The organism is Alphaproteobacteria bacterium (assembly GCA_017308135.1).
Taxonomy (GTDB): domain Bacteria; phylum Pseudomonadota; class Alphaproteobacteria; order CACIAM-22H2; family CACIAM-22H2; genus Tagaea.
Genome location: JAFKFM010000013.1, coordinates 1 through 13,528, shown reverse-complemented (window position 1 = coordinate 13,528; position 13,528 = coordinate 1). Strand labels below are relative to the sequence as shown.

General features: G+C 60.8%; 17 protein-coding genes. 7 read left to right on the top strand and 10 right to left on the bottom strand.

Going from position 1 to position 13,528, the window contains the following annotated elements; genetic code table 11:
- Positions 1 to 137: 137 nt before the first annotated feature.
- On the top strand, positions 138 to 803 hold the full coding sequence (locus J0H39_22525) for a tyrosine-protein phosphatase (GenBank protein ID MBN9499543.1): 666 nt from the start codon (positions 138 to 140) through the stop codon (positions 801 to 803).
- A gap of 103 nt (positions 804 to 906) precedes the next feature.
- Here J0H39_22525 and J0H39_22520 read toward each other — a convergent pair whose 3' ends face one another.
- Positions 907 to 1,521 carry an undecaprenyl-diphosphatase gene (locus tag J0H39_22520; GenBank protein ID MBN9499542.1) on the bottom strand — a complete coding sequence of 205 codons (615 nt, stop codon included), beginning with the start codon at positions 1,519 to 1,521 and terminating at the stop codon, positions 907 to 909.
- A gap of 297 nt (positions 1,522 to 1,818) precedes the next feature.
- Here J0H39_22520 and J0H39_22515 point away from each other — a divergent pair, with 297 nt between their 5' ends.
- Both J0H39_22515 and J0H39_22510 read left to right on the top strand, forming a co-directional pair.
- Positions 1,819 to 2,580: a TMEM165/GDT1 family protein gene (locus J0H39_22515; GenBank protein MBN9499541.1), complete on the top strand. Its 762-nt coding sequence runs from the start codon at positions 1,819 to 1,821 to the stop codon at positions 2,578 to 2,580.
- Between the two features lie 9 nt (positions 2,581 to 2,589).
- Positions 2,590 to 2,793 (top strand): hypothetical protein, encoded by a 204-nt coding sequence (locus J0H39_22510; GenBank protein MBN9499540.1) that lies wholly within the window; start codon positions 2,590 to 2,592, stop codon positions 2,791 to 2,793.
- A gap of 90 nt (positions 2,794 to 2,883) precedes the next feature.
- On the opposite strand, the gene J0H39_22505 is transcribed toward J0H39_22510, so the two are convergent.
- The 6 genes from J0H39_22505 to J0H39_22480 form a co-directional block, all read right to left on the bottom strand.
- The gene (locus J0H39_22505) at positions 2,884 to 3,135 is read right to left on the bottom strand and encodes a PilZ domain-containing protein (GenBank protein MBN9499539.1); all 252 of its coding nucleotides are present in this window, start codon (positions 3,133 to 3,135) and stop codon (positions 2,884 to 2,886) included.
- A gap of 40 nt (positions 3,136 to 3,175) precedes the next feature.
- Positions 3,176 to 3,970: a hypothetical protein gene (locus J0H39_22500; GenBank protein MBN9499538.1), complete on the bottom strand. Its 795-nt coding sequence runs from the start codon at positions 3,968 to 3,970 to the stop codon at positions 3,176 to 3,178.
- A 165-nt stretch (positions 3,971 to 4,135) separates the two neighbouring features.
- Positions 4,136 to 4,894, bottom strand: coding sequence for a hypothetical protein (locus J0H39_22495; GenBank protein MBN9499537.1), 759 nt, complete (start codon positions 4,892 to 4,894; stop codon positions 4,136 to 4,138).
- A gap of 79 nt (positions 4,895 to 4,973) precedes the next feature.
- Positions 4,974 to 5,291: a PepSY domain-containing protein gene (locus tag J0H39_22490; GenBank protein ID MBN9499536.1), complete on the bottom strand. Its 318-nt coding sequence runs from the start codon at positions 5,289 to 5,291 to the stop codon at positions 4,974 to 4,976.
- Positions 5,292 to 5,424: 133 nt separating this feature from the next.
- Positions 5,425 to 6,738, bottom strand: coding sequence for a two-component sensor histidine kinase (locus J0H39_22485; GenBank protein MBN9499535.1), 1,314 nt, complete (start codon positions 6,736 to 6,738; stop codon positions 5,425 to 5,427).
- On the bottom strand, positions 6,735 to 7,394 hold the full coding sequence (locus J0H39_22480) for a response regulator transcription factor (GenBank protein ID MBN9499534.1): 660 nt from the start codon (positions 7,392 to 7,394) through the stop codon (positions 6,735 to 6,737). The genes J0H39_22485 and J0H39_22480 overlap by 4 nt, the downstream gene beginning before the upstream one ends.
- Before the next feature lie 250 nt (positions 7,395 to 7,644).
- On the opposite strand from J0H39_22480, the gene J0H39_22475 reads away from it, so the two are divergent.
- Positions 7,645 to 8,379 carry an autoinducer binding domain-containing protein gene (locus J0H39_22475; GenBank protein MBN9499533.1) on the top strand — a complete coding sequence of 245 codons (735 nt, stop codon included), beginning with the start codon at positions 7,645 to 7,647 and terminating at the stop codon, positions 8,377 to 8,379.
- A gap of 111 nt (positions 8,380 to 8,490) precedes the next feature.
- Here J0H39_22475 and J0H39_22470 read toward each other — a convergent pair whose 3' ends face one another.
- Both J0H39_22470 and J0H39_22465 read right to left on the bottom strand, forming a co-directional pair.
- On the bottom strand, positions 8,491 to 10,836 hold the full coding sequence (locus tag J0H39_22470; protein MBN9499532.1) for a relaxase/mobilization nuclease domain-containing protein: 2,346 nt from the start codon (positions 10,834 to 10,836) through the stop codon (positions 8,491 to 8,493).
- Complete coding sequence (locus tag J0H39_22465; GenBank protein MBN9499531.1) at positions 10,833 to 11,258, bottom strand: hypothetical protein; 426 nt, start codon at positions 11,256 to 11,258, stop codon at positions 10,833 to 10,835. The genes J0H39_22470 and J0H39_22465 overlap by 4 nt, the downstream gene beginning before the upstream one ends.
- 248 nt (positions 11,259 to 11,506) lie before the next feature.
- Between J0H39_22465 and J0H39_22460 the strand changes: the two genes are divergently transcribed.
- The 3 genes from J0H39_22460 (at position 11,507) to J0H39_22450 (ending at position 12,969) form a co-directional block, all read left to right on the top strand.
- Positions 11,507 to 11,785 (top strand): hypothetical protein, encoded by a 279-nt coding sequence (locus J0H39_22460; protein MBN9499530.1) that lies wholly within the window; start codon positions 11,507 to 11,509, stop codon positions 11,783 to 11,785.
- Between the two features lie 72 nt (positions 11,786 to 11,857).
- Positions 11,858 to 12,559, top strand: coding sequence for a ParA family protein (locus J0H39_22455; protein ID MBN9499529.1), 702 nt, complete (start codon positions 11,858 to 11,860; stop codon positions 12,557 to 12,559).
- Complete coding sequence (locus J0H39_22450) at positions 12,556 to 12,969, top strand: hypothetical protein (protein MBN9499528.1); 414 nt, start codon at positions 12,556 to 12,558, stop codon at positions 12,967 to 12,969. Before J0H39_22455 ends, J0H39_22450 begins: the two co-directional genes overlap by 4 nt.
- A gap of 80 nt (positions 12,970 to 13,049) precedes the next feature.
- Here J0H39_22450 and J0H39_22445 read toward each other — a convergent pair.
- Positions 13,050 to 13,528 (bottom strand): replication protein C (locus tag J0H39_22445; GenBank protein ID MBN9499527.1); only part of this gene is annotated, 479 nt, incomplete at its 5' end.

Here is a 13,528-nt window from a genome sequence, read left to right as displayed (position 1 = left end):
CAATGCTTCGCCCTCGATGCAATCGAGAAGAACGCGACCGCCATCGGTCGGCGACTCGACGCCGTCGCATGGGTTCGTAATCAGGAGGCCGAGTTCGATCGCGCGGCGCCTCCGATGGCGTATATCGGAAACTCCCAATGATCGAGGGAAAGTCGCACAAGTGGGCGCGCCAAACGAATATCGGGACGTCCTGTCTCGCTTGCATTGCGGCATCGAACCAGTTTTTGAAATTTCATCCGGTTGGCCGCGGCCTGACCTATACGACGAATGCGCTTCTCGTTTGCGCCGGGCTTGCCGGCGGTTGGGCCATCGGCCTTCAACTGGTCGGCAATGTTCACGTCGTCGAACCCGGGGTGCTTTACCGCTCCGCACAGTTGAACGGGCAGAAGTTGGCCGATGTGATGGACGCTTACGGCATCAAATCGGTGATCAATCTGCGCGGCGCAAATAGCGGGTCCTGGTGGTACGACAACGAAGTGGCGGTTACGACCGCACATGGAGCGTCTCACGCGGATGTTCGAATGTCGGCCCTACAGGATCCGGCGGATGCGACGATCGCTAAACTGATGGAGACGATGCGTACCGCGCCACGACCGATATTGATCCACTGTCAAAGCGGCTCCGATCGGACTGGACTGGCGGCAGCCTTGTTTGAGCGGTTTGTCGAAAGGCGCCCTGCCGATATTGCAGCTCATCAAATCTCGTTCCGCTACGGGCATTTTCCCTGGCTCGGAAGCCGATCGATCGCCATGGACCGAACATACGGGCGGCTTTCGGCCGGTGGCTTGCCGAAACCTGAGTGATGTAATCGAGGCCGAGGCAGAAAACATGAAGCGAAGCAAGATGATGCTGAGATCGAGATTACGAACGGCTGGTACGCATTGACGGGCATCACCTCGAGCCGCTTCATCGATCCGAGAGGCCGCGGGGGAAAATCGCCCGGGGCAAACGCAACGCCTGAAGCAGGTATTCGTAAGGCCTCTCGATCAGCGGCAAGAGATGGGCTGTAACGTGCAGGTGAACGACCCTTGCCACGACAGCACCTGTGGCCGCGACAATGGCGGATCCGGCCATATCGAGGGGAAAGTGAACGCCCACGTAGATTCGAGCCCAGGCCGTCGCAAGACCAGCGAGGACCAGTGCCCATCCCCACCCGCGCTGTACTCGCGTGACGAGGAGACCGAAGCCGAAGATCCAAAGGAATGTAGTGTGATCGCTCGGAAACGAGCTGTCGGGCGAGTGGGCCAGAAGGGTATGGCCCAAGCCTATCGCGAAGGGGCGTGGATGATACCAGAGAAGGCTAATGGTCCAGCTCAGTGCAAACGCGGTCAGGAGTCCGGTCCCGATCGAAATCAACGCATCGCGTTGGTCGCGCGATCCCCGCACCCACAAGCAGACCGCCAAAACGGCAGCCACATAAACGAGATATTCCGCGGCTACCTTGGCGAACGCTATCGTTACGACATTCGCTGAAGCCGGGGCATTGAGGGCCAGAAAAAGTGCGGTATTCCAGGTTTCCATTGCGCCTCTCAGGAATGCGCCGGCATGGGCGCGGGAGGAAGGTTCAAGTCATCTTGTCCGAGATGGAGTGCCGGCTGAGACCAGAGCGAAATCGATGCCAATCTTGGCACTTTCGACGCCGACCGGCCATTCTTCGGAAAGACAAGTCATCACAATTTCCGAAGTTGCCAAGCATCGGCATCGTTCTCGAAGCACCTACCGACCGAAATAGATAAGATACAACTCAGCGTCCTTGCGTTCGTTTTTCATCGGATCGCGTTCGGGCGCTGTCCGCGAATTCTCACTGGAAGAATCAACGTGATCGTGGATTGGGCGCATGTTTGGCCATCGGTAATAGCGGCATTCCTGGCCTCGCTCGTTGAGTGCGTCGAGGCTCTGACCGTCGTGCTGGCGGTTGGCGCCGTTCGCGGCTGGAGCGCTGCATTGATTGGGAGCGGGACCGCGCTTGGCGTGCTGCTGGCTATCGTGATAGCTATCGGTCCAGCGCTCACGCGTATTCCGCTGGATGTGCTCCAACTCGCGGTCGGAGTGCTTCTGCTCCTCTTCGGAATGCGATGGCTCCGCAAGGCGATTCTGCGTTCCGCCGGCGTTATTCCTTTGCATGATGAGGACGCGATCTATTCCAGGCAAACGGAATCGCTGCGCAAGTTTGGGAAGCGTGGGCGGGGATGGGACAAGGTGGCTATCGCAACGGCCTTTAAGATCACGATGCTCGAGGGCATTGAGGTGGTTTTCATCGTTATCGCTGTCGGTTCCGGCGGCGTGGGCTTGCTTGTTCCAGCGAGCATGGGGGCGCTCGCCGCGCTGCTTGTCGTCGTGCTGCTTGGCTTTGTCGTTCACAAGCCCTTGGCGTCCATTCCCGAGAATACGCTGAAGTTTATGGTCGGGGTGTTGCTCTCCGCGTTTGGCACTTTCTGGGTCGGCGAAGGCATGGGACTTCGATGGCCCGGTCAGGATTGGTCGATCCTCGGTCTCGTCGCTGGCTTCCTGATCGTCGCATCGATCGCAACCCCGCTTTGCCGGATGCGCTCGGGCGCGCGCGGCACCGCGAAACGATAGGAGTTCCGCATGCGCTGGTTCAGGACGATCATTCGAGAGCTTTTCGGTTTGTTCGTGGATGACGGCAGCTTCGCTATCACAATCGTTGCTTGGCTTGGCATCGCGTGGCTTGTGCTGCCACGGCTGACGGCCGGTTCGGCCTGGGGTGGCGCAATCCTGTTCGCCGGTCTTGCTGCAATTCTCGCCGAGAGTGTCCGGCGGCATAGGGCCTAGGGATTTCGTCACGGCATGATCGATTATATCGACCGTCTGATGAGCGCCTTTCGGGCACGTCGCGAAGCGATCGAGCGTACATGGTCTTTCCTATTTTTCGCTATTCGCCCCAGTGAAGCGAACGCCGATACGCTTCTCCTTGCGCCAGATCACCCGGCAATGCTGCGGGCCGCTGTCCATTACCAGCGAAAAGACGTCGGGAATTCCGATCGGTGACGTCACGTCGAGCAAGGCGCCGTACTCGGAAAGATTCCGAACCGTGCAACTGATCGCGCCTCCATGGAACGAGATTGTCGCAGCCTTCAAGACCCGGCGGCGCGGTGTGGAACGATGCTCCTCCATTCCAGAACTCCTTCGGTGACGTCGGGCTTCTATTCCGCTATCAATCGAGTGCGCGAATTTCGGGGACTCGCGAATATGCGCCGGGATGCCGCCCCGGCCGCTGCGGAATGACGAGAATACAAACGGCGATGACGACGATGAGGGCTGCCGAGGCGGAAAAGTCGCCGACAGCAAGCCCCCCGGCGGCGACCGGCTTGTCAAGCGAGTTGGCGATTGTGGCGCCCAGCGGACGCGTCAGGATGAAAGCCGCCCAGAACAACGTGGTGCGGGACATTTTCGTGAAGAAATAAAGAACGGCGACGATTGCCAAGACGAGGGCAATCACAAGCGCGCTGCCGTTGTAACCGAGCCCGGTGTCATCGGCCATCCAGTCGCCGAGCGCCGTGCCGAGGGTCTGCGAGAACATGATGGTCGCCCAGTAGAACGCTTCGACTTTGGGCGACGTAACGGTTTCGACGGAGACGGAGCCGAGCGACCAATACCACAAGCCCAATGTCGCCATGACCATCGTGAAGAGCGACAGGGAGCCGCCAAGATAGCCAATGCCGAGCGAACGATCGACCAAATCGGCAAGCGTCGTTCCGGCGAGCGTGGTCGCCGTGATGGCTGCCCAGTACAGGAAGGGCTGAAATCGCATCGCCCTTATCTGAGCACCCACGGCCACAATCAATACGGTGGCAAAGATTGCGGTGCCGATCAGATAACCGAGACCCAACGTCAACGTCACCGCGTTGCCGCCCACCTCGCCCAGAGTGGTCGCGAATATCTTGACGACCCAGAATCCAAGCGTGATTGCCGGCACCTTGCTGGCTTCTGTGCTGAAGATTCTGTCCATGCGGCTTTCTCCGAAACGACGATGCAGATTGAACGACAAATTGACAAATTGAACGTGGGAGCCGTTCTCAGACGGCTACGGATCCTGCATCGCTCGACGCGCCAGGCTTGAAAATTTGCGAACGCTCATGAGGATCGCCATCGCTTGAGAGCCGACGCAGTAGCGTCACGCCGGATGCTTGCCCGCGCGCTGCGGCAACAGGATCAGGCACGCAAGGATGAAGGCTGCGATCACGGCCGATGCGAGCGGTCTGCTGAGACTGAGACCCCCGGCAGCGACCGGTTTATCGAGAAAGTCGCCAACCGTCGCGCCGAGCGGACGGGTCAGAATGAAGGCCGCCCAGAACAGCAGCACCCGCGACACGTTTGTGCGATAATAGAGTGCGACAACGACGGCCAGCCCGGCCGCAAAGACGAGAGCGCCCCCTTCATAGCCAAGGCCGCCGGTGTCGGCCAGCCAGTCGCCGAGCGCAGTCCCGAGGGTTTGCGAGAACGTGATCGCTCCCCAGTAAAACGCCTCGACCTTCGGCGTGGAGACGGTATTGACGGAGACGGTTCCTTCCGACCAGTACCAAAGCCCGAGGACGCTCACGAGACAGAGAAACAGCAGCGATGAGCCGCCGGTATAACCGATCCCGAGCGACCGGTCGGCGAAGTCGGCCATCGTGGTGCCGAAGGTGGTCGAGGCCACGATGGTCGCCCAGTAAAGAAAGGGGTGAAAGCGTTTCGCTACGATCTGTGCTATCACGAAGGCGATGAGCAGCACCGCGAACAAGGCTGTCCCCGCCAAATAACCCCAGTTCAGCGTCATGGTGACGGTGTCACCGCCGGTTTCGCCGAGCGTTGTGGCAAGAATTTTGATGATCCAGAAGCCGAGCGTGACTTCAGGGACTTTGCTCAATGCGAATTTCTGGGCTGGGGTCATGATTGCATTTCCGTTATGTAGCCGGCCACCCGGCGCGTGCGAGGACGCACCGGGTTTGTTCGTGGGACCATGCTGCGGGTCAGTCCGGATGGGGACCTTCTGTCTTGTTTTCGAGCACCTTGCCGCTCGCGGCATCGACGCCGACTTCCTGCGTCCGCGAGCCGTTCTTGATGTCGAACGAATAACGCAGGCCGCTGCCTCCGGATTCGCGCTCAAGCTCTTCGTCGGTGACTTTCCCGGGATGGGCCTTGAGGGCGGTTTCCCGGGCCTGCGTGATGGTGACCTTCGCTTGACCGGCAAGCTTTTGACCGGTGTAGGCCAGCGCTGGCACCATGAGCGCCAGCAAGATACCTGCGGCGCCCAAGGCGCCCAGGCGGTACGGGGTAGTCCTGATCATGTGTCTCTCCGATTCGCCCCCGCTTGCGGACGGATGCGCGACGCGTCGGCGACGGCCCGCTCCGATGAGGTGACCATGGCCCCGGAGACTGAGGACAGAATGAGCCTGGGTGCGGCGAGAAGAGAAAAGGGCGCTATGCCGGTAATGTGACACGCGCGAGAACGCCGGCTGCCCCGTCGGGGCGGTTCTCGACGGTCAGGACAAGACCATTGCGCTCGGCAATTCGCCGCGCGATCGCCAGCCCCAGACCGGTTCCCTCGACGTCCGGCGGCGACGCGCGATAGAACCGATCGAAGATGCGGGAAATGGCGCCGGGCGGCAAACCGGTACCCGTATCCAGAACCTCGACAACGCTTCGCCCGTCGCGCAGAGTCAGGGAAATGTCCACCTGCCCGCCAGATGGCGTGTACCGCACGGCGTTATCGATCAGATTTGCGAACAGAACGCGCAATTCCTCGACCGAACCATGCAGCGTCGCGGACGTCTCCATCTGGGCCCCGAGATCGATGCCCTTGTGTTCGGCCAGCACCACATGATCGCCGACGCAGTCAAGCAGCAGCGGACCCACCTCAACCGTTTCGCTGAGGGGTGCTACGGGCTCATCAAGGCGAGCCAGCCGCAGCAGTTGACCGACGAGGGCGCTCGCGCGCCTTACGCCCTGCGCAAGTGCCGCCTTGCCAGCTTCGAATTCCGCTCCGACCGAGCCGGAACTGTTGATCTTGAGGTTATCAACCTGGATTTGCATCGCGGCGAGCGGGGTGCGGAGTTCATGCGCCGCGTCGGAGAGAAATCGCTTCTGCGCTTCCACGGCGGCGCGCAGGCGCACGATCAGGCCGTTCATGCTTTCGACCAAGGGCGCCACTTCGATCGGAATTCCGGTGAGGGGAATGGCTGCGGCCGCCACCGCGCTTCGATTCGCAATATCCCGCGCCAGAGTGTCCAGCCGTCCAAGCATCCGGTTCAGCGCCCAACCGACGACGAGCCAGGACAGCGGTATGACGATCAGAATGGGCGCCGCGGCCCCCACGGCGGCACTTCGGGCAAATTCCTGACGAACCGTGTCGCGCTGCGCGACCTGCACGGTCCAGGTGTCGTTGTCCGTCGAATAGACCCGCCAGGGCTCGCCTGCGATGACGACATTTTCAAAGCCGGGCTTCCTCGGCCGCGCGATTTCGACGCCGCGAAGCGTGGTGTGGGCAACGACGCCGCGCTTCCAGATCGTTACCGCAATCTGATCTTCCGGATCCTGATCGCTGGCCGGCGGCGCGTCAGCATCGGGAAGACCCAAGCCGGCGTTGAGTGCGACCTGGCGTAACTGTCCGTCAAGAAAATCAGCAGCTTCGTCACGTGCAAGCTTGTAGGCGAGCAACATCGCGGCGGCGCCGACCAAGGCCAGAAGGACGGTCATCGAGACAAGGGTTGCTCGCCGGAGCGATACCGTCGTCATGATTTTTGTACCATCCAGCCCGCCCCCCTCACATTGAAGATGATGTTCTTCCCGAATTTGCGTCGAATGGAGTAGATCAGGGCATCGACCGCGTTGCTTTCCACCTCTTCTCCCCAGCCGTAAATACGCTCTTCCACCTGTGCGCGGGAAAGAATACGACCCGGGCGCTCCATCAAGGCGTGCATCAAAGCGTACTCGCGGGCAGGCAGAACTTGCCCGATGCCAGCATGCGACAACTCATGAGTCTCGGTGTTGAGCTCAATCGCGCCGGCCACCAAATAGGATGTCGCTCTGCCCGCCCGGCGGCGGAGGACTGCCCGCATTCTGGCGAGCAACTCCCGTGTCTCGAACGGTTTGACGAGATAGTCGTCCGCGCCGAGATCGAGCCCGGCCACCCGAGAATCAAGCCCGTCGCGCGCCGTGATGATCAGCACAGGTGTATCGAACCCCCGGCTCCGCGCCGCCTTCAAAAGATCGAAACCTTCAGCGCCCGGCAGCCCGAGGTCGAGCAGCACAATCGCATGTCCGCCATCGGCGAGCGCGGCTTCCGCCTCTCCGCCGGCGCGCACCCAATCCACCGACATGCCTTCCTCCGCAAGCGTCCGGGAAAGGCCCTCGCCGATCATCGCATCATCTTCCAAAAGCAGAACGCGCATCGCTAAACCCCGAACCTACAGGCACCGTACACACGAGAACCAGGTTCTATAGCTGGCGATAAACACAAAATATCACACTCCTCTTTCGCCGAATTCCAGTAACATTTTTCTTGGTTTGATAATGGCGCCGCCTGACCGCTATACCGAACCACTTCTGCACTTAGAATCTCGCGCGTCGCGGGAGACCCTCTCATCCGCCTTTTGCGAGACGGATCTACTCGGAACATGATCAGTCGCGGGGGGCCTGAGAATGACAGACTTATTTTGGAGCACCTGGGAAGTTATCTCGCTGATAGAGCAAGCGGTCGACCAAAGCGCCCTTCAAGATTGTCTTATAAGTATCGCCAATAGTTACGGGTTTGCTTCAGTATTTGGTGGAATCGTACCACCAGCTGATATGCAAAATTCAAGGACCGAGATTCGAACCCGCTCTATGGTGCAACATTTTCCCAAAGCCTGGGCGACCAGATACGTCGCTCAAAATTATCTTCCGCGCGACCCGATCGTTGGTCGCCTTCAAAAGGATCGAAATGCCTTTTCCTGGGCTGAAAGTTACAAGTCGTGTTCGGAGCCAGACAACGCGCGGATAATCGGAGGGGAAGCTGCCGACTTCGGGTTAGTCGAAGGCTTCGTGATCCCGGTCACGACGCTTGATCAGCGGTCAGCCGCATTGTCCTTCGGCGGAGCAAAGGACGATCTCAGCAGTAACGACCGATCAGCCCTTACGTTTCTTGCAAATTTTGCCATCGGGCATTGGTTGAGTTTGCGTCGTCCGAGATCAACGCGCAGCAATAAGCTTTCACCTCGTGAATTTGACTGTCTTCTCTGGGCTGGGGAGGGAAAAACCGATTGGGAAATCTCGGTCATTCTCGGCATTTCTCGACCGACGGTAGCGAAACACATCGCTTCCGCTCGCGAGAAACTTGATGCTGTTAACAAGACACATGCGATCGCAATCGCCATGCGTCTAAAGATTTTGGGCTAGGATCTCCGTCGCAAACTCCAGGAACATTTCAGTCACCCTCAGCGAGCGCGTTCAAACGCGTAGCAATCATATTTGCGATTCCTTTTAGAGATCGCTGGTAATATTCGCCCCTCAACTTCGCCTTTGGCCCTTGATTGATTGCAAGCTTGGCTTTTCGGCTTCGAGCTCACGCACGATTTTTTCCTGCTCCGCGCGAAGCTTCGCCAAGGCATCGGTCTGGATCAGGGATATTGGCAGCGGCTGCGCCGGATGTTCCGCGATCGCCTGCGCTGCCTCGACCGCCGCGGCCGCCTCTCGAGCTTCACGCGCCGCGGATTGTTGCGAGCCAACAACGATGGCCCTTTCCGCTTTCAATTCCTCTTGCGAAGTAGGATCAATACTCCCTCGCGCCTCCTGCCCCCGCTCGACGTCGATTGCACGATTCGCGAGACGCTCCGCAGATGTCGCTTCCCGTTCTTCCTTGACGCGGATTTCCTGGGCGTGCTCGATGAGCCGATCGGCGTTCGCGCCAACTACAGCCTCGACGTCCGCCGGGCTGAGTTGCTGTACGCCACGCTCCTGCAGGCGTTGCAGATCAATACGATTGGCGAGCGTTTCCAGGTAGCGCCCCGACGTTTCGCGAAATTGCGGCTTCGTCTCTCCATCTAAGAGATCGCTAGTCCGGGAGACCGCATCATTCATGATGCGTAAATCCTGGACCATCTGCTCCGATGTAATTGGCATCTCGCTCTCCCTGGTCAAAAACTCCACACGCTTGCCGATTGTGTGAAGGATGGCCCCAACGGTCTGCGCCATCAACAGCCGTTCGAGCATATCCTTTGCCATCCTGTTTGATGGCTGCTCCACCGCAACAGCCTTCCAGGCGACGATACTCTCGTTCACGACTTTGCGGTCGGGCGCTGACATCGGCAGGCGGATAGGGTTGGTTTTCGCCGTCCGGATCCGCTGCCGGGCATTGTCGATGAGACGCTGATTGGCGGGATCCGCGGCGTAGGCGCGATCGCGGGCTGCGCGTGCCGGGCGTGGCCGATCGGCGGCGTCGACGATCGCTTTGTCCTTCGGGCCATAACTTTGCGACGAGGCTCGCTCTTTCGCCGAGGTGGCGACAATCTTCAGGCCCTGCGCCTGCGCATGCTTTGCGTAGACCTCGCGCCACTCCGCAAAAGTGTCCCGATTGGGATGGATCTTCTGGCCGGATTCGTTCTTCACGGTGATGACGGCGTGAGCGTGGATGTGCCCGGAAGATTCCTTATCCGTGTGAACGCCAAACATGAATTTGTGATCGGCAAAGCGGTCGTGCAGGAAGGCGCGCGCTGCGTCGATCAAGGCCGCCACATCAGTTCCGGCCTTCGCCGAAATGATCATGTGCATGGTATCGCGCGCGGATTGCGATCGAAGCGACAGCCCCCATTCGCGGGCGGAAATCCGCGCATCCGCCACGTTGGACAGGCTCTTCCCGCGATCGTCGGTCGCCGGACCCCGCTCAATCAGCTTGTTGAGCCTGTAGGTGACGCCATCGCGGCCATGGCTCGTCGCCCCGGGCCGAATGACCACAGTCTCCGCATCAATGCCTGTGGCCGCTGCGATCCTGGCACGAACCGCGGCATCTGAAACGGAATCGAGACGGCGTGGTCTGGCGTCGTATTCCTGATCGGCGGCCTGAGCCTCTCGAATGCGGAACCGCTCCTTGCCGCTCCCGGCCATGGCCGCGACAACGTGCGCCTCGAGCTGTCCCTTATCGTCGACATCGATGCGGGTCGCGTGGCGATGTCCGGAGAACGCGGACGCGATCGCCTTCTCGTAAATCGCTCGGCCTTCGGTGTTATCTGCAACACCTGCAACCTTGAGACGGAATGCGCCGACGTCTTGGCTTTCCGCGCGCTTCGAAAAGTCGGTCGACCAGGCCTTCATCTCCTCGGCCACGGCCTCCCGGTCCGTCAACAGCCGCCCGTCATGGGTCTCAAGCGTAACATCCTCGCGCTGCACATACTGGCCGGTCGCCGTGGCGCGCGCGGCACCGCGCGCATAAGAAACCACCTTGATGACGGCAGGCTGGTAGCCGGCAGCGAGCTGCCGGGCTCGACCAAGGGGACCGCCCTGCCCTCCCCCGGTCGAGTTCACTCCGGCTCCAGCACCGGCGCTGCTTCCTCCGGAGATCGGGCCCCGCGCCCCACGCGAAGGTGAGGCCCCAGGGCCTGCGCCGGCACCTCCGCTCGCGGCCGGGATCGAGCGAGCCCGCTCCTCATCCCGCTCGCCCGTGATTGTCGCGCCGCGAATGATATCTTGTGCCGGCGGCATCTTGGGAAGCGGCGCGACGTGTACTTGCCGTGCGCCGACGTTATCGTCCAACCCGCCCGGCTGACGCGGCCGCCGACGTTCCGCGCGCGCCTCCGCGACTGCCCGACGCGCCGCCTCGACCTGTTCAAGCCACCAGACGATCTGTGCGGCACGGCTCAAGTCAATTCCTCGCCTGAGATCTCCGCCGGCAGCGCGAGCTTGGCCTCGCGACGTAGTTTCGACCCGTAGGCGACCGTCATCTCGGTCAGCTCGTCGTTGATCGCCGCGATGACCTCGTGCAGCCCTCGCCACACCGGCTCGGTGTCTTCGATGCGAACGGCTTGGCCGCGGTGAATCGCCTTGACGACTTGCGCGAGATTGCGGCCGACCATGCGCACCTGGCTCGCCAACTCCACAACAGCGCGCGTGTTTTCGGTCGACAAAGCGGGGCCTGCTTGGACGGAGGCGCGGATCAGCCGACGCACCACCTCGGCTTTCGGCAAGCCGAACAACGCGACGGCCTCCTGTAGACGCTGCTCATCCGTTTCGGACAGCTCGGTCCGAAGCCTCGGCTTGCGTCTCAGTCCTGCGGAGCCAGCCATCGGCGTCCCCACCCTCTTCCCGGTTGAGCGGCTCGTCGGTCGTCAGACCGGAGCCGAATACGCCGAGCGTTCTCTCAGGACGCCGGCGTCGCGCCAAAGCGCCTTCGGCTGCGCTCAGCAGCCGTTTCCCGGTTTGGCCCACAAACCGGTATCTTGTCAACCAATATCTAATACACTGAATGTTAGATGCTCAGGGCACGAAGGGCGCACGCGTCTGAAAGAGCTGTCCGAAGGAACTCTCCAACCTTATGGCGCGCAGTGCCTTCCATAAGCTCCCGATTGCGGCAATACCGCAATATGGCACTGCCGCGTTGTCTCATGTCGCGATTGCCGAACCACCCAAACACGGAAACACCGCGACTGGACAAGATCGCAATCCCGCAGAATGCGAACCCATCAATACCGTAACAACCGCTTCCGATATCGCGACAATGACGCAGCACCGCATTTGCGAAATGCCCGATTGGCCCATCAGCGCCTTGCGGCAAGGCGGCAATCGCGATCTACCGAAAAGAGATAATGCGTGATTGCCGAACGTTCATTATTTTGTATGTTGTCGTTCCACACACTAATTAGCGAAGCGCCGAACGGAGGTCCAAGTGCCAAGCATTTTCGCCGTGGCAAACCCGAAGGGTGGGAGCGGCAAGACGACCGTCGCGATCATCCTCGCCGGCGAGTTCGCCAAGCACGGCTATTCGGCCGCCATCGTCGATGCCGATCCGCAGGGGTCGTCTTACCAATGGCATGCGTCATCGATCGCGCGGGGCTTGAGCCCGCAGGGCGTGGACCTCGTGCGCGCGCCTGATGAAAAGGCCCTCGCCCCGGCGATCGATCGTCTGGACGGCTACGACGTCGTCGTGATCGACACCCCCGGCTATTATGGCGACGTCCTGATTCAGGCGACACTGCGAGCTGATCTCGTCGTCTTGCCTTGCAAGGTGCACACCTTCGATGCCTCGCAGGTCGTGCGCACCATCCGCAATCTCGAACAGCATGCGGCCAGTTCAACGCTGCCGATGAGCCAGCATCGCGTTCTGTTCAACGAATATGACAGCCTCGACAGAAACACCCGCCCCCTCAAGGAGGTCGTCGCCTATTTCGATGCAGAAAAAGTTCCCGTCTGCGCCAATGCCCTGTACCGGCGCGTCACCTATCGCACCATGACAAGTGGACACGGCACGTTGTACCAGATGAGCAACAAGGACGAATCGGTCCGCAAGGCCCGTTACAACGCCGATCAGGTCGTCCGCGAATTGCTCGCGGCAAGCCAGGGTGCCGGCGAGGGCGACAGCGCCGCATGACGGATCCCGCCTCTGCAGAGAAACCCGATCGTCCTCCCCTGCCCCGCGACGCGTTCCGCGCTCATCGCGTAAACACGGCGCCGACCGATACCCCCGCGGCAAAGCCGGTCGTCGTGACGCCTGCGTATGAAGATCAGGTCGCCGCGCCAGTAGCGCATTCGACGTCGACGGATAGCGCGTCCGCACGCACGCCGTCGCGCCCTCAGAAAGCCCGCGATCGAAATCCATTCGATGCCTATGGCGAGCGATCCTCATCGCGACCTTACGCGTTGCGCTTCCCCGATGCGATCGACCTTGTGGTCCGTCAAATGGCCGCCGAGGAGCGAACACATCCGCTTCGAATCATCGACCGCATTGTCTACGACCACCTCAAACGGATCGGCCGCTTGCCGCCGTCGCGCGAAACCTGACAGAGATGTCCGCGCTGAGGCCGCATGTTCGCGGCCACGCGACGCACCAAATGAGGGAAGCGACACAAGCAGGATCACCTTTACGAAAAGTCGTCCGGGAAGGAAGATGAGGGTGGGTCTCTGTCACGGGCAGCTTGCCCTTGCCGCCGAAGCGCCATGAGCATCGGCCAGACCGAGAATTTGCCCGCTGCGGCGCGCCGGGCCAGGATTCGGAGATAGCCTCCTGGATTCTTGATGGCGTTGCCCCGTTGCAGAATGGCCGAGAGCACTACACTGGCTTGTCCATCGCCCATTGCGATGCGGGCTTCCTCCCAGGCGCTTGGACTAATGCCGAGCATGGAACGAACGGTGGATGCGGTCGCAATGAGATCCTGCGGGGTGCGGATGCCACCGCGCGCATAGTCGACGATGTCGGGACAGAGTTCGACCACCATGCGAATAGGGATTGCGCTGGCGGTTCGAGCGTTGCTGGGGTCAGCCATCTCATGGGCGCCCGGTGCCGGGTCAGGTTCGGATGAACTAGGCTCCTCCGGGCTTGAGTTCTGAGTCCGATCGGCCG